Annotated in this window: 23 protein-coding genes; 5 read left to right on the forward strand and 18 right to left on the reverse strand. The window is 43.5% G+C overall.

What is annotated here, in order from left to right:
• Window positions 1-207 precede the first annotated feature (207 nt).
• From EAG18_RS01095 to EAG18_RS01120, 6 genes are all read right to left on the reverse strand, one after another.
• On the reverse strand, window positions 208-1,215 hold the full coding sequence (locus EAG18_RS01095) for a tRNA pseudouridine(13) synthase TruD (RefSeq protein WP_125250574.1): 1,008 nt from the start codon (window positions 1,213-1,215) through the stop codon (window positions 208-210).
• Window positions 1,212-1,688, reverse strand: a complete 477-nt coding sequence (gene ispF, locus EAG18_RS01100) for a 2-C-methyl-D-erythritol 2,4-cyclodiphosphate synthase (protein WP_125250575.1) — start codon at window positions 1,686-1,688, stop codon at window positions 1,212-1,214. Before ispF ends, EAG18_RS01095 begins: the two co-directional genes overlap by 4 nt.
• Entirely contained in the window at window positions 1,681-2,379 is a 699-nt protein-coding gene (gene ispD / locus EAG18_RS01105; RefSeq protein WP_125250576.1) for a 2-C-methyl-D-erythritol 4-phosphate cytidylyltransferase, read from the reverse strand. The genes ispF and ispD overlap by 8 nt, the downstream gene beginning before the upstream one ends.
• The gene (gene ftsB, locus EAG18_RS01110) at window positions 2,363-2,656 is read right to left on the reverse strand and encodes a cell division protein FtsB (RefSeq protein ID WP_125250577.1); all 294 of its coding nucleotides are present in this window, start codon (window positions 2,654-2,656) and stop codon (window positions 2,363-2,365) included. Before ftsB ends, ispD begins: the two co-directional genes overlap by 17 nt.
• Before the next feature lie 38 nt (window positions 2,657-2,694).
• Window positions 2,695-3,318 (reverse strand): hypothetical protein, encoded by a 624-nt coding sequence (locus EAG18_RS01115; protein WP_125250578.1) that lies wholly within the window; start codon window positions 3,316-3,318, stop codon window positions 2,695-2,697.
• A 100-nt stretch (window positions 3,319-3,418) separates the two neighbouring features.
• Window positions 3,419-3,889 (reverse strand): DUF2947 domain-containing protein, encoded by a 471-nt coding sequence (locus tag EAG18_RS01120; RefSeq protein ID WP_125250579.1) that lies wholly within the window; start codon window positions 3,887-3,889, stop codon window positions 3,419-3,421.
• A gap of 84 nt (window positions 3,890-3,973) precedes the next feature.
• Here EAG18_RS01120 and EAG18_RS01125 point away from each other — a divergent pair, with 84 nt between their 5' ends.
• From EAG18_RS01125 to EAG18_RS01135, 3 genes are read left to right on the forward strand one after another with little or no spacing between them, the layout of a single operon-like run.
• Complete coding sequence (locus EAG18_RS01125) at window positions 3,974-4,210, forward strand: DUF1653 domain-containing protein (RefSeq protein WP_125250654.1); 237 nt, start codon at window positions 3,974-3,976, stop codon at window positions 4,208-4,210.
• 43 nt (window positions 4,211-4,253) lie between these two features.
• Window positions 4,254-5,090, forward strand: a complete 837-nt coding sequence (locus tag EAG18_RS01130; RefSeq protein WP_125250580.1) for a MoxR family ATPase — start codon at window positions 4,254-4,256, stop codon at window positions 5,088-5,090.
• Window positions 5,091-5,092: 2 nt separating this feature from the next.
• Window positions 5,093-6,277 (forward strand): VWA domain-containing protein, encoded by a 1,185-nt coding sequence (locus tag EAG18_RS01135; protein ID WP_125250581.1) that lies wholly within the window; start codon window positions 5,093-5,095, stop codon window positions 6,275-6,277.
• A 47-nt stretch (window positions 6,278-6,324) separates the two neighbouring features.
• Here the strand turns inward: EAG18_RS01135 and EAG18_RS01140 are convergent, their stop codons facing one another.
• Both EAG18_RS01140 and acs read right to left on the reverse strand, forming a co-directional pair.
• Entirely contained in the window at window positions 6,325-6,978 is a 654-nt protein-coding gene (locus EAG18_RS01140; protein WP_125250582.1) for a response regulator transcription factor, read from the reverse strand.
• Window positions 6,979-7,064: 86 nt separating this feature from the next.
• Window positions 7,065-9,005 (reverse strand): acetate--CoA ligase, encoded by a 1,941-nt coding sequence (gene acs / locus EAG18_RS01145; RefSeq protein ID WP_125250583.1) that lies wholly within the window; start codon window positions 9,003-9,005, stop codon window positions 7,065-7,067.
• Between the two features lie 318 nt (window positions 9,006-9,323).
• On the opposite strand from acs, the gene EAG18_RS01150 reads away from it, so the two are divergent.
• Window positions 9,324-10,484: a DcaP family trimeric outer membrane transporter gene (locus tag EAG18_RS01150; RefSeq protein ID WP_125250584.1), complete on the forward strand. Its 1,161-nt coding sequence runs from the start codon at window positions 9,324-9,326 to the stop codon at window positions 10,482-10,484.
• A 619-nt stretch (window positions 10,485-11,103) separates the two neighbouring features.
• Here EAG18_RS01150 and hflC read toward each other — a convergent pair.
• The 9 genes from hflC to EAG18_RS01200 form a co-directional block, all read right to left on the reverse strand.
• Complete coding sequence (gene hflC, locus EAG18_RS01160) at window positions 11,104-11,982, reverse strand: protease modulator HflC (RefSeq protein ID WP_125250585.1); 879 nt, start codon at window positions 11,980-11,982, stop codon at window positions 11,104-11,106.
• 5 nt (window positions 11,983-11,987) lie between these two features.
• Window positions 11,988-13,163: an FtsH protease activity modulator HflK gene (hflK, locus tag EAG18_RS01165; RefSeq protein WP_125250586.1), complete on the reverse strand. Its 1,176-nt coding sequence runs from the start codon at window positions 13,161-13,163 to the stop codon at window positions 11,988-11,990.
• Between the two features lie 92 nt (window positions 13,164-13,255).
• Window positions 13,256-14,545 carry a ribosome rescue GTPase HflX gene (hflX, locus tag EAG18_RS01170; RefSeq protein WP_125250587.1) on the reverse strand — a complete coding sequence of 430 codons (1,290 nt, stop codon included), beginning with the start codon at window positions 14,543-14,545 and terminating at the stop codon, window positions 13,256-13,258.
• A 24-nt stretch (window positions 14,546-14,569) separates the two neighbouring features.
• Window positions 14,570-14,833 carry an RNA chaperone Hfq gene (gene hfq, locus EAG18_RS01175; RefSeq protein ID WP_125250588.1) on the reverse strand — a complete coding sequence of 88 codons (264 nt, stop codon included), beginning with the start codon at window positions 14,831-14,833 and terminating at the stop codon, window positions 14,570-14,572.
• A gap of 76 nt (window positions 14,834-14,909) precedes the next feature.
• Window positions 14,910-15,800 carry a tRNA (adenosine(37)-N6)-dimethylallyltransferase MiaA gene (gene miaA, locus EAG18_RS01180; protein WP_275557207.1) on the reverse strand — a complete coding sequence of 297 codons (891 nt, stop codon included), beginning with the start codon at window positions 15,798-15,800 and terminating at the stop codon, window positions 14,910-14,912.
• Window positions 15,801-15,907: 107 nt separating this feature from the next.
• On the reverse strand, window positions 15,908-17,764 hold the full coding sequence (gene mutL / locus EAG18_RS01185) for a DNA mismatch repair endonuclease MutL (protein ID WP_125250590.1): 1,857 nt from the start codon (window positions 17,762-17,764) through the stop codon (window positions 15,908-15,910).
• 3 nt (window positions 17,765-17,767) lie between these two features.
• The gene (locus EAG18_RS01190) at window positions 17,768-19,111 is read right to left on the reverse strand and encodes an N-acetylmuramoyl-L-alanine amidase (protein ID WP_125250591.1); all 1,344 of its coding nucleotides are present in this window, start codon (window positions 19,109-19,111) and stop codon (window positions 17,768-17,770) included.
• Window positions 19,104-19,577 (reverse strand): tRNA (adenosine(37)-N6)-threonylcarbamoyltransferase complex ATPase subunit type 1 TsaE, encoded by a 474-nt coding sequence (gene tsaE, locus EAG18_RS01195; RefSeq protein WP_125250592.1) that lies wholly within the window; start codon window positions 19,575-19,577, stop codon window positions 19,104-19,106. Before tsaE ends, EAG18_RS01190 begins: the two co-directional genes overlap by 8 nt.
• The gene (locus EAG18_RS01200; protein WP_125250593.1) at window positions 19,574-21,058 is read right to left on the reverse strand and encodes an NAD(P)H-hydrate dehydratase; all 1,485 of its coding nucleotides are present in this window, start codon (window positions 21,056-21,058) and stop codon (window positions 19,574-19,576) included. Before EAG18_RS01200 ends, tsaE begins: the two co-directional genes overlap by 4 nt.
• Window positions 21,059-21,069: 11 nt before the next feature.
• Between EAG18_RS01200 and queG the strand changes: the two genes are divergently transcribed.
• Window positions 21,070-22,203, forward strand: coding sequence for a tRNA epoxyqueuosine(34) reductase QueG (queG, locus tag EAG18_RS01205; protein WP_125250594.1), 1,134 nt, complete (start codon window positions 21,070-21,072; stop codon window positions 22,201-22,203).
• A gap of 33 nt (window positions 22,204-22,236) precedes the next feature.
• On the opposite strand, the gene EAG18_RS01210 is transcribed toward queG, so the two are convergent.
• Entirely contained in the window at window positions 22,237-23,373 is a 1,137-nt protein-coding gene (locus EAG18_RS01210; RefSeq protein ID WP_125250595.1) for a response regulator, read from the reverse strand.
• Window positions 23,374-23,488: the final 115 nt, after the last annotated feature.

The raw sequence follows: 23,488 nt of genomic DNA on the forward strand, positions 1-23,488 counted from the left end.
CTCAATTTGCAGGCGTAAGTTTGACGTTCGCTGCAATAAACACCTCATCCTTAAAACGTCGAAGTTACAAACTTTGAGTCTGCCTATAGCGCTGTAGGTACCTTGGCAATAGCAAGCTTAGGTAGTAGCGCTGCCACACCATTTTCTCTTAACCTAGTCCGCTTACACTCAATTAAGCAAATTAATATTACTCACCTGGAACTTTGACTATTTCTTACTAGCGTCACGGTGATTGACAAGCTCTCTGAGCACAGCGGTTGCAAAAGTACCTTTTGGCAAACTAAATTCAAGTACCATAGAACTTTGTTCGGTCATACTAACTTTGAACTCTTGTGGCATTAATCTGAGTGCTCTACGCTCATTCTTCATACCAAACTCAGCCAACCCATTATGCCACTGTGAAAATGGACTCAACCACTCTCGCTCTTGCGGTAGTAACCCTTTTTCACCTTTACCAACTAATGGCGCAGAAAGCAGAATATCGTTACCTAACAGTCGTTCTATTAATTCGCAATCAATATCTGATTCAAAAAAAGCATTACTGCCATTTAAAAGGAATATTTCACGATGCCAGGTGGTTGCCAAGCCATGTTCAGCAACTCGACGACTCACGACTTGATTAAAAAGGTGTGACCTCGCCGCGGACAAAACCAGGCCTCTGAGCTTTTTATCTCGAATTTTTTCACCATCAAACAATCTCTGTGCCATATCAAGGTTGTGACCATCATGACCAAAACGCTGCTCACCAAAGTAATTTGGGACTCCCTGACGCACTGCGTTGATACGAGACAAAATATCGAGTGGCTCAGTGACGTTACGTAACGTAATGGCGAAACGATTACCTTTATGGCAGCCTGTTTTCAGTTTTCGGTTATGTCTTACCTGTTTTACAATGAAGATTGAGTCACTATTGAGCGCGCTAAAGTCCAAAGGTTTTTTTATTGGCACCGGTACACTAAACCATTGGGTACAAACACCATGCCTATCTTTAATACCAGCATAACTCACCTCACGAGGAGGGAGCTGCGCAAACTCTGCTAATTTCTTCGCCACATATGCGGTATTTTCGCCCTTTTTAACGATTTGTAAGCAAACATGCTCACCTTCACCAGTAAAAGGTATGTCTAAGATCTCTTCAACCCGAAAGTCCTCTGGTTGTGACTTGAAGTCACCATCAGAGAGGGGTTTACCATATAGATAATTTAATGTCTTCATGTTTTAACCAATAGCACAACTGCATGACTTGAGATCCCTTCTTTGCGCCCCTCAAACCCCAGTTTTTCTGTGGTAGTCGCTTTCACATTAACTTGGTCTAGCTGAGTTTCACAGTCCGTCGCAATATTGCCGCGCATCGCATCGATATGAGGTCGCATTTTCGGCGCTTGAGCTACAATGGTGACGTCAATATTCCCAATTTGATAACCTCGAGCCTTCACTTGTTCCATAACACGGCGCAACAAAATACGACTGTCTATATTTTCAAATTCACTCGCGGTGTCAGGAAAGTGTTTACCAATGTCTCCAAGTGCGAGCGCACCTAATAAAGCATCACATAACGCATGAATCGCCACATCTCCATCAGAGTGAGCGATAAACCCCTGTTCATAAGGAATTTTTTCGCCACAAATTGTCAGCGGTCCAGCACCACCAAATTTATGAACATCAAATCCGTGGCCAATTCTAATCATGCTGCTTACCTTGTTGTTGAATAATAAACTCCGCCAGAGGTAAATCCTCCGGAGTGGTGATCTTAATATTATCTGTGCGTGCGGCTATCAACTGAACTGGTTTTTTTTGTAATTCCATCGCTGACGCTTCATCTGTAATATTAGCGCCTTGCGCTAACCCAAGCTCCAGTGCCGCCAATAACTCTTCATACTTAAACATTTGCGGTGTGAAAGCCTGCCATAAAGACTCTCTTGGCACCGTTTTTTGCACCAATTCAGTACCACATTTAATCGTATCTTTAACTCTGGCAGCCAGTATGCCACCTTGTCCCTCATTAACACACTTTGCTATCAAGTGATGAATGTCTTCAAGCGCGACGAGAGGTCGAGCAGCATCATGCACGAGTACCCAATCAGGCTTACTCGAAGCTAACGCTCGTAGAGCGAGCAACACAGAATCAGCACGCTCCTTACCACCGTCACAGTGACCAAAGCGACTGTCCGGCAGCAAGCTCGTAGTAAAATAGCTATCTTCTTTCGATACGGCCACCATGAACTGCTCAACGCCATCCAGTTTCGCTAATTTCTCTAATGTGTGCACTAAAATAGGTTTGCCCAATAAAGGGATATACTGCTTAGGCACCTGTGCCTGCATTCTACTGCCGACACCGGCAGCTGGAATAATAACCGCTAATTTATCGTTTCTTTTCATGGGGTACTTTAGGTAATACGCGGATGAAGGTTTCGCCAGGCTTGATCATGCCAAGCTCATGACGAGCCCTCTCTTCAACCCCTTCGAGGCCTAGCTTGAGATCTTCAATATCCGCTTTGAGTAGTTTATTTCTTTTGCTTAGGTTGGTGTTAGTTTCTTGGTGCGATTTAACTACAGATTTAATCCGCGTGTAATCCTCCACGCCGTTGTGGCCGAACCAGAGTCTATATTGAATAAATAGCGCTAACACGAACAGCGCTAATTGAAAAAATCGCATCGTTTATTCCAAACTTCTACCATTGAGCCACTTTTGGATTATTGACTCGTCTTTATTTTTTGTACGTGTGACCAATTAATCGCACTGGCTAATAACATTTCTCTTAATGTTAGCCTGCGCGGTGGTGCCGCTTTACCGTAATGCCAAGTGTGACCGCAGCACGCAGCAACCATCAAGGCTTTTGTGGGTTTTAACAGCTCAATAGATTGCGTCTCCGGTGGCGTTAAGCTGTCACCGTTCATCGCAAACCAGCCAAACTGATTACAATGGACTTTTCCTGAAGCGCAAATTTGATCAACACTATCTAATCGCACAGTAACACCCGAAAGTTCAGCACAAAGAACTGGAGCCACTAACCCAACTTTTACTTTGTTTAAAAAAAATGCCTCATTGGCTACTTTATCACTTTTTGGCTGAATTTTTTGTTTTGCCAGCCAACAGCCATTAAAGCTGTCTAGTTCAAGCGGTACATCACCATGAATAATGTGAGTAGCGGCACGCTCCACATAATACGGTAGGCTGTTTAACAAACGCTGAAGACGTTGATGATCAGATAATTCAGCAAGTTTTGGCAGTTCTCTGGCATAAAATACATTTACAAGTTCTGCAAACATCAGGCGTGATGCTTCATCATACCAAATTGTATTTTGCTGCTGCTCCAAAACGCCTCCTATCGGTACAATCTATCAACGTAGACCGGTGTACATCCTTTATACACTAGCCATGTTTCAAATCAAAGCAAAGTGCGCAGCTGAATAAGCCTTATGGTTTAGTTCCTAGTTTAGCTTCTCCTTCAGCCATAAACTGGACTACCGAACTACGTTTTTTACCAATTAGGAAACTTCCATCCGTCAAAAACATAAAGTTTTGCCAACACCGTTTGAACACATCAAAGCGGGTCTCAATTACATCATCTCGAGAGAGACAAAAATACACCGTGGTATTGGCTTGCCAATCAAGAAATTGCTCAATCGCTTCTGGAAATTGCTCACCAGCCTCCCAGGGCTGTTCCCAACTAAGGGTTTCTTGCCATGACTCAGCTTTGCCAACCCAATCTGTTTTATCAAAAAAATCTGGGTGATCTTTTTCGTTGCTCACCATGGTGCTCCAAAGCACCGCAGCACGCGCCGCAGACATTGGTTTTATCAATGCCAAATCGGCAGCTTCGATTGGAAGATCTTTATGTTTGAAAACCCAAGCTTTCTTATAATCGTCCAGCGCAATATAATTCATCTTTAAACACCTTCAGTCTTAATGGCACGGATTATAACATTTCAGTCCGTCACGTACGGCTTTTATTTTTTGGAGCTTGAATTAGTGGATATCACACCTGGAATTTACCGCCACTACAAAGGAAAACTTTATCGTGTGCATGCTTTGGCAACACACAGTGAAACGCAGGAAAAACAAGTGGTTTATCAAACCCTATATSGAGATATGAGCTTTTGGGTTAGGCCACTTGAAATGTTTTTAGAAAACGTTATGGTCGAAGGCGAGGCGGTACCTCGCTTTACCTTAATTGAAACCGAAGCAGGGTTGGCAGCGAAAAGCTGATTGTGGCAAGATGCAGTTATCTCATCTGACCACAAGAAGTTGAATTATGTTTAAAGGTACTGATCAATATATTGCTACCTCTGCACTACAACAGGCCGTGAATGCGGCCATCGTATTAGAAAAACCACTCTTAATTAAAGGCGAACCTGGTACAGGCAAAACCTTACTCGCTGAAGAACTCGCTAAAAGTTTAGACACAGAGTTAATCCAATGGCATATAAAGTCAACCACCAAGGCCCAGCAAGGCTTGTACGAATACGATGCGGTCTCGCGTTTGCGCGACAGCCAACTTGGCGACCCTCGCGTTAACGATGTTAGTAACTACATCATCAAAGGAAAATTATGGCAGGCGTTTACCGCCACAAAACGCCCTGTTTTACTCATAGATGAAATCGATAAAGCTGATATTGAATTTCCCAATGATCTACTGTTAGAACTCGATAAAATGGAATTTCACGTTTACGAAACTAACGAGCAAATAAAGGCAAAGGTGCGCCCCATCGTTATTATTACTTCAAATAATGAAAAAGAGCTGCCAGATGCCTTTTTACGCCGCTGCTTTTTCCATTATATCGACTTCCCAAGCAAAGAAGAGATGCAGCAAATTGTGGATGTGCATTTTCCACATATTAAATCGAGCTTGGTACAACGTGCTCTTGAAAGCTTTTTCCAATTACGCGACACACCAAACTTAAAGAAAAAGCCCAGTACGAGTGAGCTGCTTGACTGGTTAAAACTATTGCTCGCAGAAGATATTTCCCCTGAGACATTACACGATAAATCCAATCAAGGTGGCTTGATGCCATTATTCGGCGCACTACTTAAAAATGAACAAGATGTTTCTTTGGTTGAAAAACTCGCCTTTATGAGCCGACGCTGATCATGCTTATTGATTTTGTACTCACACTTAGACGTTACGGTATTAAAGCAAGTTTGCGAGAATTACTGGACTGTCTAGAAGCACTTGATAAAGAGGTGTGCTTTGCCGATTTGGATGGCTTTTACTTTTTGGCAAAAACCATCTTCGTGAAAGATGAAACTTTGTTTGATAAATTCGATCGTGCGTTTGCTGATTACTTTGAGGGAATAGAGTCAATAGACCTCTTCTCACAACTTCAACAGCAGCAATTACCTGAGGATTGGCTGCGTAAAGAGTTTGAGAAATCACTGTCTGAAGAAGAAAAAGCCAAACTCAACGCAATGGGTGGACTCGATAAGCTCATTGAAACGTTGAAAGCACGCTTGGCAGAGCAACAAAAACGTCACGCAGGCGGCAATAAGTGGGTGGGTACAGGGGGCACTTCGCCTTTTGGGGCTTACGGCTATAATCCTGAGGGGATCCGCATTGGCCAAGATGGAAGTCGCCACCGTAAAGCCGTAAAAGTTTGGGATAAAAGGCAATACCGCAACCTCGATAGTAATACTGACATTAGCAGCCGCAACATCAAATTGGCTCTTAAGCAGTTGCGTAAATTTGCACGTAGCGGAGCAAGTGATCAGCTTGATCTGAATGAGACCATTCGTGCCACCGCAAGGCAAGGCGGCATGTTAGATGTAAAAATGGCACCAGAGCGACATAACTCAGTTAAAGTCTTGATGCTGTTTGATATTGGTGGCTCCATGGATGACCATATCCAGCTATGTGAGCAACTTTTTAGTGCCGCACACGGTGAGTTTAAGCATCTTGAATTTTTTTACTTCCATAATTGTGTGTACGAACATGTTTGGCACGATAATGACCGTCGTGACAGCGAATTGCTTGACACTTATCAGCTAATTAACCGTTATGACTCAGACTATCGGCTAATATTTGTTGGTGACGCGACAATGGGCCCCTATGAAATCACCTATCCTGGCGGTAGCGTAGAGCATTGGAATCAAGAGGCTGGAGCCACATGGCTGAACCGTTTAACCAATCACTTTAGTAAGGTGGCTTGGCTTAATCCTCAGCCGCAAAGTTATTGGTCTTACTACCATTCAATCGAGCTAATAAATCAATTAATGCAAGACCGAATGTATCCGCTAACAATTGAGGGACTAAGTCAGGCGTTTAAAGAGTTAAGCTAAAAGAGTCTTGCTTGCAAGGAAAGCGTCTTGCAAGCAATGATGCGAGGTTACTCATTCGCTTCAATAGGTTCTAATTGTAGTTTTGAAGCAATCAATACGGCTTGGGTACGATTATAGACCCCTAGCTTTCTGAAAATAGCAGTAATGTGTGCCTTTACCGTCGCTTCTGAGATATTCAATTCATAGGCAATTTGTTTATTTAACAGGCCTTCATGAAGGTATTGCAATACTTTATATTGCTGCGGTGTTAATGACGCAACCTGCTGCGCAAGCTCTTTATCTTCCCCCTCTAGCTCTGCGACTTTGTCTTTCATTCCTTCTGGTAACCAACTTTCTCCATCAAGCACTTGTTCGATAGCTTCTGTAATTTGCTCGACCGACGCTGCTTTTGGGATAAACCCCATCGCACCATAACCCATCACCTTTGAGATGATTGAAAGATCTTCGCTTCCCGACACGACAACAACAGGGAGGCTTGGGTGATCCTCTCGGATCCGAATTAGTCCATATAAATCACCATTGCCCGGCATATGTAAGTCGAGCAGCAGTAGGTCTAGTTCTTCTTGTTGTTGTAAGACCGAGAGCGTAGTGTCAAAGTTTTCAGATTCGAATACCTCTAGCCCTTCAAATTGCGCTTTTAGAGCCCCCTTAAGCGCCTCTCGAAATAGAGGATGATCATCCGCGATTAAAAACTGATACATGCTATGCTCCTAAAAAATCGGCTGTTATCGTAAAGATAACAGCCGTTATAGTATGTTTATATTAGGTCGCAATTCAAGTCATTCTGTTAACGATTTAACCTATTCTCGATTAATTCATCAACAACACTTGGATCAGCAAGGGTAGAAGTATCACCTAATTGCTGATATTCATTCGCAGCTATTTTACGTAAAATGCGGCGCATAATTTTACCGGAGCGCGTTTTAGGCAGACCTGGAGACCACTGGATCATATCTGGGGTTGCTATTGGGCTTAACTCTTTCCTAACCCAGCTTCTCACTTCCTTGGTTAACTCATCAGACACCATAACGCCTTCGTTTGGTGTGATGTAAACATAAATACCTTGGCCTTTGATGTCATGTGGGTATCCTACCACGGCCGCTTCAGCAACCGCCTCATGGGCAACTAACGCACTTTCGATTTCAGCCGTTCCCAAACGATGGCCTGAAACGTTAAGTACATCATCAACACGACCTGTGATCCAATAGTAACCATCCTCGTCCCGACGGCAACCATCGCCCGTAAAATATACGCCCGGATAAGCAGAGAAATAGGTTTGTTCAAAACGTTCATGATCGCCATACACGGTACGCGCTTGAGAGGGCCAGCTATCCAAAATTACCAGATTGCCTTCCGTTGCACCTGTAAGCGTATTACCTTCTGCATCAAATAGTGCAGGCGCAATACCAAAGAATGGACGGGTCGCAGAACCCGGTTTAAGTGCCGTTGCACCAGGTAATGGCGTGATCATGATGCCGCCTGTTTCGGTTTGCCACCAAGTATCTACGATTGGACACTCACTATTACCAATTTGTTCGTAATACCAAGACCAAGCTTCTGGATTAATTGGTTCACCAACCGAACCCAAGATACGTAAACTATCGCGCTTTGAACTTGCAGTCGGCTCGTCACCTTTAGCCATCAAAGCACGGATAGCGGTAGGCGCGGTGTAAAGAATAGTAACGCCATGTTTATCAACAATCTCACCCATACGCCCAGACGTTGGATAGGTTGGCACGCCTTCGAATACAACTTGAGTACAACCATTCACAAGTGGACCATAGGCAATATAACTGTGTCCGGTGATCCAACCGACATCAGCACTACACCAGTAGATATCGTCTTCTTGAAGGTCAAATACATACTCATGTGTCATAGAAGCATACACTAGGTATCCACCCGTAGTATGAACAACCCCTTTTGGTTGACCCGTTGAACCCGAGGTATAAAGAATAAATAGCGGATCTTCCGCATTCATCATTTCAGGTTCACATTCTGCAGGTTTATCAGCAACTAATTCATGCCACCATACATCATGCGTATTCCATTCAACATCACCACCGGTCAGTTGATGTACCACAACATGCTCTATGCTGGTTACACCAGCTTGCGCTACCGCCTCATCGACATTTGCTTTTAATGGAACACAGTTTCCACCACGGCGTCCTTCATCGGAGGTGATGACCACTTTAGCACCTGAATCTTTAATGCGATCTGCAATTGCTGAAGGCGAAAATCCTCCAAAAACCACCGAATGGATGGCACCAATCCTAGCACAAGCTTGCATTGCGTAGATTGCTTGAGGTGTCATAGGCATATAAATAGCGACACGATCGCCCTTTTGTACACCCAAGTGCTTCAAGCCATTTGCCAATTTGGCGACTTCGTCATGAAGTTGCTGGTAGGTAATATTTTCTGTTTGTTCTGGGTTATCACCTTCCCAAATCAATGCAACCTTATCGGCGCGCTTTTCGAGGTGTCTATCGATACAGTTATAAGAGGCATTTAGTACGCCGTCTTCATACCATTTAATATTGATATGGCCTTTGTCGAATGAGGTATTTTTAACTTTGCTATAGGGTTTGAACCAATCTAAACGTTGACCGTGCTCTTTCCAAAACTCTGCGGGGTCATCAACCGACTTTTGATATAGTTCTTGGTATTGTTCGTCGTTGATTAATGCGGCGTTCTTGATTTTTTCAGGAACTGAATAAATGCTCTGTGACATAGTCATCTCCATTATATTTAGAGGTCTAGGTCTGCTAGACACGCTTTTCATAAGGATCACCCAGCCTTGGGTGTTTAAGTATTAGACCTTAGTTGTAGAACCTATGAAAACGAAAAAGTTTCATCGCAACAAATGCTTTGTTACCAATTTAAGATTTACAGCAAAGCCCAAATTCTCGGGTCGCAGACCATCTACCACCTTAGTCTAATAGACCAATAGATAATTGAGTAAAAACCCACCTTCCACAACAGTTAGTGTTGATTTAAATGAATATCAGCTGATGCTGACTGTCAGGCACAGCAATTGAGGAACAGGATTATGACAACGAATAACATTAATAAAAAACTGCTTGCGGTTGCTATCAGCAGTCTTTGTGCGCTTCCTGCCACAGCAGCTGAGATTGGCGACACGAAAGTAAATTACGGTGGTTATATAAAACTTGATGCAATTTGGAGTGACTTTTCTGATGGCTCGTTAGGTGCACAACATATAGGTCGAGATTTTTATGTCCCAGGCACCACTCCTGTTGGCACAAACTCAAGCAGTGACGCTGTTTTTGATATGCATGCCCGTCAATCTCGCTTCAATTTGGCCACCGATACCAAGCTTGATGATGGCAGTAGTATCAAAACTAAAATTGAATTAGATTTTATTGCTTCTGTCGGCGGTAATGAGCGTGTCAGTAACTCCTACTCCCCTCGTATTCGACAAGCTTTTGTTACCTATAAAGGCTTTTTATTTGGTCAAGCTTGGTCAAACTTCCAAAATGTAAGTGCACTACCAGAAACTTTGGACTTTGTAGGCCCTGCAGAAGGTACCGTGTTTGTGCGTCAAGCAATGGCAAAATACACCACTGGCAACTGGTCTTTTTCAATCGAAAACCCTGAAAGCACAGTAACTACAGCCGATAGCAGTCGAGTAGTAACAGATGATGCGAGCATGCCTGATTTTACGGCTCGCTACACACATAATACAGACTGGGGGCATATCGCGGTAGCTGCCCTTGCTCGGCAGATCACTTATAAAGTGGGTGGAGCTGATGAATCTGAAAGCTCATTTGGGATCAGTGCATCTGGCCGTGTCAATTTTGGCAAAAATAACCTGAAATTTATGCTCACTCAAGGTCAAGGGCTTGGCCGCTACATAGGACTAAATGTTGCTAATGGTGCTGTGTACGATGGCAATTCATTGCATGCAATTGACTCAACATCTGGCTTTGTTGCATATCAACACAATTGGAATGATCAATTCCGCTCTACATTTTTATACTCATTTTTTAATGCTGACAACGAAAGTAATCTACTGGCGGTAACGGGAGATCCTACAAAATCAAGCATAAGTTACAGTGCTAATTTACTTTATTCTCCAGTGAAGAAGCTGACTTTTGGTGCTGAATATAAAATCGGTACTCGTGAGACTGAAAGTGGCTTAGAAGGCGATTTAGACAGACTACAGCTTTCTGTAAAATACGTGTTCTAATTTTACAATAAACTGTATTGATCCAACTGTAAGCGGCTAATATGCCGCTTTTTTGCTGTTATACCAACTTGCTTTATTATGTGATCTATTTTGAGGCAAGAAAATCTTATCGATAACTCCGCTACCGCGTCCTGCTATCGCTAAGGTACTTACATCCATACAGGCAAGGCAAAAAGTTTGCTATTTAGGTGTTCTAAATAAGAAATTTTTAACGCTGTTAGCGTCAGATTTACGCCTTTAAATTGAGCAAGTATTAAGTCAAATTGGTATAAGATACCTACAGCCGTAAACAAGGCGAATTTACGCATCAATAGCTGGGTGAATTCAATGCAGTTAGCGCTAACACTGCCTGCTAGAAAGGTATTATTTCTTTGCAGCTCAGGCTATTTAGGTGTTCTAAATAAGGAATTTTTAACGCAGTTAGCGTCAGATTTACGTCTTAAAGTTGAGCAAGTATTGAGATGAATTGGTATTAGAGACCATGCTCTGTTAATACCCTGTTTGCCATAGTTATTATGCGCTACTAAAAGTGAACTAAACGCAGTGTTCATCTGAATTTTTGCCAAATATAAAAAACCCCACACGCTGGCGGGGTTTTTCAGTATAGTAAAGCACGTTACTACTGCGCTTTTGCATCCTTCATATAATCAAAGAATTTACTGTCTGGCGATAACACCATTACGTCATTCTTATTTTTGAAGGTATTTTTATACGCCTCAAGTGAACGTACAAAGCCAAAGAACTCAGGGTCTTTATTGTATGCTTTAGCATAAATGTTGGCAGCTGTTGCATCACCGAGACCACGAACAGCACGAGCATTACGCTCTGCATCTGCAAGCATTACAGTTACCCTGCGGTCTACATCTGCGCGAATTTTCTCTGCCTGTTCTTGACCTTCAGAGCGGTGCTCTTTTGCTACAGCCTGACGCTCCGCACGCATACGCTGGAAAATTGAATTACTTACTTCATTAGGAAGGTTGATTTGCTTAACACGGACGTCTAGCACTTCAATACCTAGTTCAGTTGCACTTTCGGATGCTTGAACAAGGGCTTCTTCCATCAGCTCGCTTCGCTCGCCCGACACAATCTCTTTAATTGTACGAGAACCAAAGTTTGTTCTAAGTCCGTTGTTCACCTTTTGCTTCAGTAGCGTTTCAGCATATTGCTTGTCACCACGAGCACGAAGATAATAAGCGCTGAAGTCATTTACGCGCCATTTTACGTATGAATCAACAWTAAGGTCTTTTTTCTCGCTGGTAACAAAACGGTCAGGTTGTCCATCCAATGTTTGTATACGCGCATCGAGTTTACGAACTTGGCTAAAAAATGGCACTTTAAGGTGAAGCCCTGGCTCATACACCAAAGCATCTCCATTTGCGTCTTTTTGTACCTTACTGAATAGCAAGACAATCGCTCTTTGTCCTTCGTTTACAACGAAAATACCAGAGAAAGACATGATCACGGCAGTGATTAATAGAATGAGACTAAAATTCTTCATATTCATTATCTCCCGTTACCGAATCTATCGCGATTAAATCTATCATTGCTGGAGTTCACAGAGCTGTTTTGCTGCTGATTACCTTCTATCGTTCTGCGCAGTTGTTCGATGTCACTTTGACTCGGCAAGCGTACTGGAGAAGAGCCGCTAGCATGTGATTGCATGATTTTATCTAGTGGCAGATACAACATGTTATTGCCGCCTTCAACATCAACCAAAACTTTAGAACTTTGACCTAAAATTTGCTCCATAGCATCAATATATAAACGCTTACGTGTTACTTCTTTTGCCGCTTGATATTCTGGTAAAAGCTTTTCGAAACGCTCAACTTCACCTTGAGATTCTAGAATGATCCGTTCTCTGTATGCTTCAGCTTCCTGAGTCATACGAGTCACTTGACCACGAGCACGAGGCTCAATCTCTCTTGCGTATGCTTCCGCTTCGCGAATAAAGCGCTCTTCATCTTCCTGTGCTGCAATCGCATCGTCAAACGCGTCTTTTACTTCCGCAGGAGGACGAGAATCTTTAAAGTTAACGTCAGTCACAATCAAGCCTAGATTGTAAGGTTCGATAATGCTGTTCAGCTCATCCCATGTACGCTGACGCACTACTTCACGACCAGTAGTAAGTACTTGATCCATGCGCGAGTGACCAACAACGTAACGTAGAGCACTATCTAGCGCTTGTTGCAAACTATGATCCGCATCTGTCACACTAAAACGATATAGTGTTGGATCGACAACACGGTATTGCACTTCAAACTCCACGCTGACTACGTTTTCGTCTTCTGTCAGCATAAAACCTGATGCAGAAAGTGACCGCACGGCTTCGATATCTACAGGAATAACACGTTCAATAAACGTGGCCTTCCACCGCAGGCCGGGTTCTGCAATACGATCAAATTTCCCGAACTGCAATACGATCCCACGTTCGGCTTCTTTGACGGTATAAATACCGCTTAATGCCCATACAACAACAGCAATAATTAAAATAAAGACGAAGCCCGCTCCGCCTAGTCCGCCGTTACCACCTTTTCCCGGTTTTCCACCGAAGATACCACCGAACTTATTGCCAAATTTACGGAATACTTCATCTAGATCAGGTGGGCCTTGATCCCGCCCTCCGCGGTTTTTCCACGGATCGTTATCATTGCCATTATTACCCGGTTCGTTCCAGGCCATAGCTATACTCCATTGTTATTTAAATGAATTAGGTTAAATCTAACAAAAATCGAGCGACTCTCATATAAAAATACGCTCGAAATTAACGATTTTTAACTGCCAGTGACTAAATCATTGAGATTTTGCCCAAATTCTTTATTGAGCTTTTCCCATTCAATCTGTGGCATTCTTACTGAAACAAGCCAATTGCCTTGCTCATCATAGCCTTTTTCGTTGACCGCATTAAGCTCAAACAAAGCGCCACGCAAACGCCCAAGTGCAGGAGGCACAGCCAGCTCGGCGGTAAAAACCGTTTTAGCTAACAGCTCTTTAATCGCATCGAACAACAGCGAAACTCCAGCCCCCGTATGTGCACTGAGCCACACTCGGACAGGTTTTCCCTCGTCATCCCTATCTATTCTAGGCGCAACATCGTCCATTAGATCAATTTTGTTGTAGACCAAAAGCTGAGGAATGTCATTTGCTTCAATTTCCTCTAAAACCAATTGTACCTGTTCTATATTTTCTTTTCTTCTTGGATCTGCAACATCAATCACATGGAGCTGTAAATCTGCTTCTCGTGTTTCTGTTAGTGTTGCCTTGAACGCCGCGACTAGGTCATGCGGTAAGTGGCGAATAAACCCCACGGTATCCGCTAAAATAACAGCACCAACATCGTCAATTTCAATCTTTCGTAGTGTCGGGTCTAGTGTTGCAAACAGCTGATCTGCAGCATACACCTCTGCATCCGTAATGTGGTTAAATAAGCTCGATTTGCCAGCGTTGGTGTAACCAACAAGCGAAACGGTTGGAATTTCATTGCGACTTCGCGCTCGACGCCCCTGCTCTCGAACAATAGCCACTTTTTCTAGTCGCTTGCGAATACTTTTTATCCGCTCTCGTAGTAAACGCCTATCAGTTTCAAGCTGTGTTTCACCGGGGCCTCTTAAGCCGATCCCCCCTTTTTGCCTTTCTAAGTGCGTCCACCCGCGTATTAAGCGTGTTGAGATATGCCTAAGCTGAGCAAGCTCAACTTGTAATTTACCTTCATGGGTTCGCGCCCTTTGGGCAAAAATGTCTAAGATCAGTGTAGTCCTATCTAACACCCGACACTTACAAATGCGTTCTAAATTGCGCTCTTGTGAGGGACTGAGTTGGTGGTTAAATATGATGACATCTGCGTTGTGGATATTGACAATCTCGGCAATTTCTTCAGCTTTACCCGTTCCGACGAACAACTTCGCATGAGGTGCTTGACGGCTGCCTTGCACAACCGCCACACTACTAACACCAGCAGAAGAAACTAGCATTTCCAATTCACGTAGATCTTCTCGATCACCCTCATGTGGAAATTCTATATGAACCAAGACTGCCTGTTCGCCGGCTTCGTAACGGTCAAACAAGCATTAAGCTCCTACTAATTAAAATCAATAATTACCTTCTTCATTCTGGTCACTCGCGTCACTTCCAGTTGCATTTTGGAAATTTACCGCACGAGCAGGAACCACAGTGGAGATGGCATGTTTATAAACCATTTGGTTTACCGTGTTTTCAAGTAAGATCACAAACTGGTCAAATGACTGGATCTTACCCTGCAATTTAATACCATTTACTAAAAAAATTGAGACAGGAATGCGCTCTCGACGCAAGACATTCAAAAATGGGTCTTGTAAAGATTGGCCTTTTGCCATTTTCTTATCCTTCGTTTTAGGTGTTATTATGTCAGGTCGTTGATTTAATCAGAACACGCTGATTTAACAACTACTATTAGCTTAGCGAAGTTAGAACACGTTGCAAGTTTTCTTGACCATCGGTGTCAAGCCAAGTTACATCTTGCCACCCCCTCAGCCAAGTTAATTGCCGTTTCGCCAGTTGTCTGGTAGCTGCGATGCCTTTGAAAACCATTTCTTCATAATCGCATTCGCCAGCTAAATACTCCCACATTTGCCGATATCCAACACATCGAATTGACGGCAAATCAGGATGTAAATCTTCTCGATTATATAGGGTCAAAACTTCATTTTTAAAGCCTTGTTCCAACATTATTTTAAATCTTTTTTCTATACGTTGGTGCAAGACTTTTCGGTCACTTGGCGCTATCGCAAATTGATGAAATTGATACGGTAATACCGCTTGTTTCGTTTGCTGTAGTTCGGTCATCGTTTTACCACAAATACGATAGACTTCTAGCGCTCGATTTATCCGTTGTGAGTCATTTTCACTAATTTTTAGTGCCGCTTCAGGGTCAATCTCTGTTAATTGTTGATGTAGACCCGGCCATCCAATCTGTTGCGCCTCAAGTTCAAGTGCAGCTCTTACCTCAGCGTTGGCCTCAGGTAATGGCGAAAGCCCCTCTATCAACCCTTTAAAATACATCATAGTGCCACCAACCAAGATGGGCACTTTTCCACGTTGATGCAGATCATCAATCAGTCTGATGGCGTCAGCACGAAACTCTGCCACCGAATAACTTTGCGCAGGGTCAATAATATCAATGAGGTGATGTGGTGCCATTGCTTGCTCTTGCGCGCAAGGCTTAGCCGTACCAATGTCCATGCCACGATACACTAACGCAGAGTCTACACTGATGATTTCGGTGTTAAGCGTTTGGCATAATTCTATCGCTAACGCAGTTTTCCCCGCAGCTGTCGGCCCCATTAGGGTGATGACAGGTAACTTGTTCACATCTAACCTACTAATAAACTACACTAATCTTATATTATAGCTGATTGTGCATCGGAATTAATACCTACTTCTTAGGCAAATTAATCAACACTCAAAAAGCGTACTAACTTATGGCCATCTATTGTAGCAGCATTTTCATGAATGCGAGCCAAACATGCCGTGTTTGAAAGCATTTTATCTTTAACTAAATCAAAGTGCTGACTATCAAAATAAGCGCTAGGCGTGGTTGTCTCAAGCCATTGTAACCAGATAGTGAGTTCAGCTTCCGGTTCCGGCTCCAACATCGCTTTTGAGATTTCCCCCACATCGATGCTGTATAGCGATACAGGAAGTTTTTTAACTAAAATGTGAGTATCGAATAGCTCGATAGAAAAGCCTAAAATCGCGAGCCAAGTTTGCCGTTGCTGAAGAGCAGCAAGTGCGGTTTTATCCAGTTTAATTCGCACAGGTAACAACAATGCTTTACCTTGCAGCGTGCCGTCTTGCTCAATTTGCGCTTGCCAGTAAGGCAACAGGCCATGCTTACAGTCCCCAAACCGCAGCTGATTATCTTGTTCGAGTATTACTTTGCCATGAGGCAACGACATCCAACTGGATTTAGCAGCCAAGCTTGGCGCTTTGGTCAGTTGCTCAGTAGGTATTGCCGACTCAGCTATCGTATCAAAGTGCTGCATCTGTTGATGTGACAGGCCTTGATAAAGCTGATTAACATTTACCTGTTTCTTTTTACTCGCGGCGCTATCTGTATGACCACGGCTTGCTTTTGGTGTTTGTGTGGCGAGACTAGGGTACTGACTAGTGCTTTCATGTCTATGAGATGGCGCTTTAGGTTGGAGTGTTGAGCGATAGCTTTGATGATAAGTCTCATCTTGTTGCTCTTGAGGTGTAAATAAAGGTGTCTCAGAGCTAGGTCTGGGCAGCGATACGGTATCATTATCGCAAGATAACTCCGTTTGCGCTGTTGCAACTTGCTTAATCGCTTGAACAATAAAATCATGTACTAAGCGTGCTTGATGAAAGCGCACTTCGTGTTTAGCTGGGTGGACATTTACATCGACTTGCCGAGGGTCAAGCTCTAGATAGACAACAAACCCAGGAAGTTCTTCATGACCAATTGATTCATCAAATGCTTGGCGGATCGCGTGGAGGATAAGCTTATCTCGCATCATACGACCATTTACGTAAGTATATTGGGTCGAGTTAGTAACGCCTGCTGGTAACACCCAACCAAATAGTCTTAGACCTTCGTGGCCTGATTCGATGAAGCTGGCGTGCTGTGAAAATACCTTGCCACCAACTTGTGCTACCCGTTGCACTCCATGCTCCATCGCGCGCGGTCGGTATTGGCGAACCACTTTTTGATTATGAGTTAAGGTTATTGCAATATCAAAACGGCTCAGTGCGATCCGTTTTACCAATTCATCAATGTGGCTAAACTCCGTTTTCTCGGTTCGTAAAAACTTCCTCCGCGCTGGTGTATTGAAGAATAAGTCCTTTACCTCGATTGTAGTACCGTCTGGGTGCGCCGTTGGCTGGATCTGAACGGCCATATCTCTGCCTTCAGCAAAAGCCTGCCAAGCCGTTTCCTGAGTGCTCGGCTTAGAACTTAGTGTCAGGCGTGACACTGAGCTAATAGATGCCAAGGCTTCACCTCTAAAACCAAGCGATGCAATACACTCAAGGTCATCTAAACTTTTCAGTTTACTAGTGGCATGACGCGACAGTGCCAGCATAAGTTCATCTTTAACGATCCCTTTGCCATTATCACGGATGCGGATCAGCTTGTGACCACCACGTTCAATGTCTATTTGAATTCGGGTTGCCCCAGCGTCGATACTGTTTTCCACCAGCTCTTTTACCACGGAAGCCGGACGTTCTACCACTTCACCTGCGGCAATTTGGTTAGCCAGCCGAGCTGGAAGCACTTCTATTGTCATGGTTTACACTTTTGGGATAGTTAATACTTGGCCGATAAACAAGGTATTGTTTTTTAAGTTGTTTGCTTTTTTAAGAGCTCTGACTGTTATGCCATAACGGCTGGCTAACACACTCAGAGATTCACCACTTTTTACCTTATGGGTTACCGGCTTGTTAGACTGCATACGAGCAAACAGCGAGTTATCAGGTGGGTTTTTCTCATAATACCCCTTGATAGAACTAAAAATAGCGCGGGCTAGGCGTTCTTGATAATGAGGTGAAGTTAATAACTTTTCCTCTCTTGGATTCGAGATAAACCCGGTTTCCACTAAAATCGACGGAATATCAGGGGACTTTAGCACGCCAAAGTTTGCAGCTTGAGGGCGGCTTTTATGCATTTTTGCGACCTTTTTTAGCTCCTTCACAACTTCTTCAGCAACCTGAAATCCGGTTTTCATCGAGTGCTCCATCGACATATCAAGCAGCGCTTTGGCAAGGTATTTCTCATTTGCTGTATCTTTGATTAGATCCGCGGCTCCTCCTAAAAGTTGAGAGTGCTTTTCTTTATCTTCCAACCATTTACCGATTTCAGAGTTAGCTCTTCGTAGCGACAGTACCCATACCGATGCCCCACTTGGTTGTGGACTGGTAAAAGCATCAGCATGAATGGAAACAAAAAAGTCGGCYTTTCTCTCTCTTGCTCTTGCCGTTCGGGTATTTAACTTTAAGTAGTAGTCTCCTGTACGAATGAGTTTCGCACTCATGCCCGGTTGGCTGTCAATTAATCTCGCTAAACGTTTTGCAATTTGTAAAGTCACGAGCTTTTCATAAATACCTGATGGCCCAATTGAGCCGGGGTCTTCCCCCCCATGGCCTGCATCAATGGCAATCACAATATCTCTATCTTGCACTAGCGTTTTTCGCGGAGCAGCTGTTTTGTTATCGCTATAGGCACTTGTTTGTTTGCCATATAAATCTACCACCAGACGGTTTTTATATGGCCCTGTTGGTGCGAGTGCAAATACCTTTGGAGTGGCACTGCGACTTAATTCAACCACAATTCTCGCTGATTGACTGTTTTTAGGTTTACTATGGCGAATTTTGTTAATCACCCGATGCTCATCGGCAATATTTGGGAAGTTTTTTTTCTGTTTAGTGCCTTCGAGATCAATCACCAAGCGTAAGGGATTTTTTAACACAAAGTAGCTGTAATCCGGCTTTTTACTCATATCGAAGACAATACGAGTACTTTCTGGCGAAGGCCACACACGTACACTCTCAATAGCATTTTGAGCAACGCTGTGCATGCTTATAACCAGCATGCACAAAAAAATAAAAAAATACTTACTGTTGAGATGATTACGCATAGTCTTGTAATTGTTTTAGTAACGTCTCACCACGACTAGACTTCGCCTGAAGAATCGCCTGACGACCTTCACCTGCGTATTGCATCGTAATGTCGATATCAGGGCTAGGTATGAATCCTTCCCCTTTTTCTGGCCATTCAACAACACAAATAGCATGGTTTGCGAAGTAGTCGCGGATCCCCATATATTCCAGCTCTTCTGGAGAACCTAGTCGATACAAATCAAAATGATATATTGAGACATCTTCTAATTCATAAGGTTCAACCAAGGTATAGGTAGGACTTTTTACCTTACCTGAATGACCAAGGCTTTGCACTATTCCACGGGTAAGTGTGGTTTTTCCTGCACCCAAATCACCATGTAAAAACAACACGGCACCTTGGCGGACAACTTGGGCAATTTTATTACCCATCGCAACTGTTGCTGGCTCATCAGCCAAATCGAATTTAATATGTCCTGTTGTCACCCTAAAATACCTCGAATATGTTCGAATAAATCCTCGGCTAGCATACCTTTTGCACCATCATCAGCGGCCTGTTCAGCAGCTAAACCATGAATATACACGGCCAGGTTTGTGGCCGCAAATGCTTCCATTCCTTGCGCTAATAAGCCGCCTATAATACCAGATAATACATCCCCCATCCCAGCACTTGCCATTGCGGCGCAGCCTGAACGGTTGATATTTATGCTTTGCTGTTGTGCCACTAGGCTACCAGGCCCTTTTAACACAGTAGTTGCTTGGTATTGCTTGCTAATATTTGATACCACTGCAAATCTATCAGCTTCATCTACTTTTGCATTTACATTTTTCAATAACCGCCTTGCTTCGCCAAGATGAGGCGTTAATACCCAGTTTGACCTTGCAACAGGCTCTTTAGCTAGCAAATTTAGGCCATCAGCATCGAGCACTAATGGTAATTTGGTGTGTATTACTTTTCGAAATAAACTTTGCGCCCACAGATCTTGTCCAAGCCCTGGGCCTAGTACCACCACACTTGCCTTGTTAAGCAGCGGTAATAATGCTTCAGCCGTTGCCACGGCATGCACCATCAATTCATAACGACCATATAGCACCGCGGCGGTATTATCTGGGTGTGTTGCCACCGAAACTAACCCAGCTCCGGCTCTCAATGCGGCTTCTGCGGCTAACCGAACCGCTCCAGCCATGCCATGATTACCACCTATCACTAACACATGGCCATGTGAATTTTTATAACTATCAAGTGCTCTTTGCGGCCTTGTTGCCATCAAAGTTTGATGATTTAAGAAATTCGATGTTGCTGTAACCTGTGAATTAAATGCTTTATCAACACCCAGACCTGCGAGTAATAAATTACCCACAAAACGTTTAGCTGTGCCACTTAACAAACCTTGTTTGAGGGCGATAAAAGTAACCGTTGTAGATGCCATCAGTGCCGATGGCGCAACTTCTCCAGTTGTTGCATTTACACCGCTAGGCACGTCGAGTGCTACTTTCCTAACAGGGAGATTATTAATGCAGTCAAAGCAAGTACGTACATGCTCCGGTAGCTCACCGCGAAATCCAGTTCCAAATACAGCATCGACCACGGTCGTAAATTGGCTCAGGTCTATTTCACTATATGTAGACACCAACTTCCCATGGTATTGACGGTATGCCTGCTGAGCATCTCCAGCTAAGCGTTTAGGTTCAAACAATGTCAGTACAGTTACGGCAATACCAGCCTCCCGACACAGCTGCGCAACTATAAAACCGTCACCAGCATTATTTCCCTTACCAGTGATAACGAGCACCTTTTCATGGGATGACATTGTGTCATTCACATAAGAAAATGCGGCATGACCTGCACGACGCATCAGCGTGGTTAAGTTAGTACCAGATAATTTAGCGGCTTGACCTTCGTATTGCTGTACTTGCTGGGATGTGTAGGCAACTTGTGGTAAATTATCCGAGTATTCATTAGCCATTATTTCTTCCTGTGACAACCAATAACATTAATTATAGTGAACTTGCCGAACAAATTAAGCAATGGGGCCAAGCACTTGGCTTTGCAGAAGTGGGTATCACAGACATTGATCTGAGCCAGCACGAGGCGCAATTACAACGTTGGTTGGATGCCGGCTACCATGGTGAAATGGCTTATATGGCTGCACATGGAATGAAACGAGCTCGCCCTCAGGAGCTGGTTCCAGGAACACAACGTATTATTTCAGTAAAAATGAATTACCTCCCTCCCGATGCCAGTTTTGCCAAGGCATTGGGAAATAAAACAACGGCTTATATTTCACGCTATGCACTAGGTAGAGACTATCATAAAGTGATGCGTAATAAACTAAAACAGCTTGGTAAAATGATAGAGCAGCAAGTTGGGTCTCTAGGCTTTCGGCCATTTGTCGATTCAGCACCTGTTCTAGAGCGTCAAATAGCACAAAAAGCGGGGTTGGGCTGGCAAGGGAAAAATAGCTTAGTCATCAATAAGCAAGCAGGCTCTTGGTTTTTTCTTGGTGAGCTTTTTGTTGATATTCCACTGCCAATCGACAAACCTCATGAAGATGAAGGATGTGGTCGATGTACAGCTTGTCTGACTCTATGTCCAACCGGTGCTATTGTCGCTCCTTATGTTGTCGATGCTAGACGTTGTATTTCATACCTAACGATAGAGCTACAAGGGGCTATTCCTGAGCAATTTCGTGCAAAAATAGGCAACCGAGTTTATGGCTGCGACGACTGCCAATTGGTTTGCCCTTGGAACCGCTACGGGCAACTAACCCAAGAAGACGACTTTCTTCCTCGGCAGCACCTTAAAGATAAAGATCTATTGACATTGTTTGCTTGGAGTGAAGAAACATTTTTAAAAAATACAGAAGGCAGCCCAATACGTCGAATTGGACACGAGCGATGGCTACGCAATTTAGCCGTAGGCCTTGGTAATGCTCCGTATAACGAGGAAATAGTTCGAGCATTAGAAGACAAGCGTCAAAGCACCACCGCGCTGGTGATCGAGCATATAGATTGGGCACTGCAACAACAAAGGGACAAATGTGCTCAATCTACACGTAAAAATGAAAGATTAATCCGTATCATAGAAAAAGGACTGCCACGTGATGCGTAACCTAAGCTCCGCTTCGCAATTTACGTCCTTCTCTTATCGCTCAGCCCGACGCGAGAGTACTTTTAAGTCTTCTTCAATATCATGAAAGGCAGCTCTCACTTCATGAACGCTGGCTTCTCGGGCAACAGAGCTTTGAATTGCTTTATCTACATTTTGATATATAAACTGCTCCTGATCCTCGTCTAGCCCCATTGTAGGGATCCGCTCTTCGAACAGCTCTTGTAGCACTCTAAACACTTTTTCATTTTCTTGACGATTTTTATCCAGTAGCGAAATCATACTTTTGAACTTGCCCTGCACCATTGTGATTGCCGCTTCTAAGTCTTCTCGTTGCCGTGTTAGTTTTCTTTTCGTAAGTATCGCAAGAAGCTGCTGCTCAGTAACACTGGCTATAAAACAGATATGATCTCGTAAGCGGCCATGTTTTTCTTGGTCGTCACTGGGCATATTCAAAATCAAGATACTCAGCCAAGGGTAATTTACCAAAATACGATTTGTGAATTCATGTAATCTTCCCTTGGTATGAAGAATTTCAAATAATTCAATCACGATAGGTGAACATATTCCGGTTGTTGCAAAATGATGTTTTTGCCCTTCAAGCCTTACCTCTACATTGCAATTTAGCCCTAGTCCTTTCAAACATTGGCACAGTGCAGCAGCAAGCCTTGGGATCGAGTCAATTTCCCCTATTTGCTCAATATAATTGACGATTTGACCCATCTCGCTACTATTTGCCATGGCGCTAAACGCGGTAGAAGTAGCGTCTTCAACCTGCTGTGCGAGCAGATCTTTTTCTTTGAGCATCTGACTTAAATGTTGTAACTTGGCTTTTAATTCCCCTTGCCCAAATGGTTTAACAATATAATCCTCGGCACCTACTGAATACCCTTCCATACGCTCTTCAACTGATCCTCTTGCAGAGACAAACATGACGATTATGTGCTGGGTGTTCGGGTTGGCTTTTATTGCTTTACACACCTCATAGCCATTCATCTTCGGCATGCTCACGTCCAGTAAAATAACCTGAGGATCAAACTCCTCAACAACGCCAAGACACGCCTTTCCACTCTCAACCGTTTTAAGCTCAAAATCTAAATCTTCAAGAATTTCTTCAATGATTTCTAAATTAAACGGCTCGTCATCCACCGCCAAGATTCTTTGTAACGCCATAGGTGCTATCCTTTACTGGTATATGACGGTATTAAGTACTCATCAGACTCACCCAATCCAACTTGAACCTAGTTATCACCATTACCTCTATAACTTAACCCAGTTGAAAGACACG

The organism is Pseudoalteromonas sp. J010, assembly GCF_003934235.1.
Classification (GTDB): Bacteria; Pseudomonadota; Gammaproteobacteria; order Enterobacterales; family Alteromonadaceae; genus Pseudoalteromonas; species Pseudoalteromonas peptidolytica.

Bases quoted from the DNA above. Each gene is read 5' to 3' on its own strand.
- EAG18_RS01095 (WP_125250574.1), bottom strand. From the start codon at position 1,215: ATGAAGACATTAAATTATCTATATGGTAAACCCCTCTCTGATGGTGAC.
- ispF (WP_125250575.1), bottom strand. From the start codon at position 1,688: ATGATTAGAATTGGCCACGGATTTGATGTTCATAAATTTGGTGGTGCT.
- ispD (WP_125250576.1), bottom strand. From the start codon at position 2,379: ATGAAAAGAAACGATAAATTAGCGGTTATTATTCCAGCTGCCGGTGTC.
- ftsB (WP_125250577.1), bottom strand. From the start codon at position 2,656: ATGCGATTTTTTCAATTAGCGCTGTTCGTGTTAGCGCTATTTATTCAA.
- EAG18_RS01120 (WP_125250579.1), bottom strand. From the start codon at position 3,889: ATGAATTATATTGCGCTGGACGATTATAAGAAAGCTTGGGTTTTCAAA.
- EAG18_RS01135 (WP_125250581.1), top strand. From the start codon at position 5,093: ATGCTTATTGATTTTGTACTCACACTTAGACGTTACGGTATTAAAGCA.
- EAG18_RS01140 (WP_125250582.1), bottom strand. From the start codon at position 6,978: ATGTATCAGTTTTTAATCGCGGATGATCATCCTCTATTTCGAGAGGCG.
- acs (WP_125250583.1), bottom strand. From the start codon at position 9,005: ATGTCACAGAGCATTTATTCAGTTCCTGAAAAAATCAAGAACGCCGCA.
- EAG18_RS01150 (WP_125250584.1), top strand. From the start codon at position 9,324: ATGACAACGAATAACATTAATAAAAAACTGCTTGCGGTTGCTATCAGC.
- hflK (WP_125250586.1), bottom strand. From the start codon at position 13,163: ATGGCCTGGAACGAACCGGGTAATAATGGCAATGATAACGATCCGTGG.
- hfq (WP_125250588.1), bottom strand. From the start codon at position 14,833: ATGGCAAAAGGCCAATCTTTACAAGACCCATTTTTGAATGTCTTGCGT.
- miaA (WP_275557207.1), bottom strand. From the start codon at position 15,800: ATGGGGCCGACAGCTGCGGGGAAAACTGCGTTAGCGATAGAATTATGC.
- mutL (WP_125250590.1), bottom strand. From the start codon at position 17,764: ATGACAATAGAAGTGCTTCCAGCTCGGCTGGCTAACCAAATTGCCGCA.
- EAG18_RS01200 (WP_125250593.1), bottom strand. From the start codon at position 21,058: ATGGCTAATGAATACTCGGATAATTTACCACAAGTTGCCTACACATCC.
- EAG18_RS01210 (WP_125250595.1), bottom strand. From the start codon at position 23,373: ATGGCGTTACAAAGAATCTTGGCGGTGGATGACGAGCCGTTTAATTTA.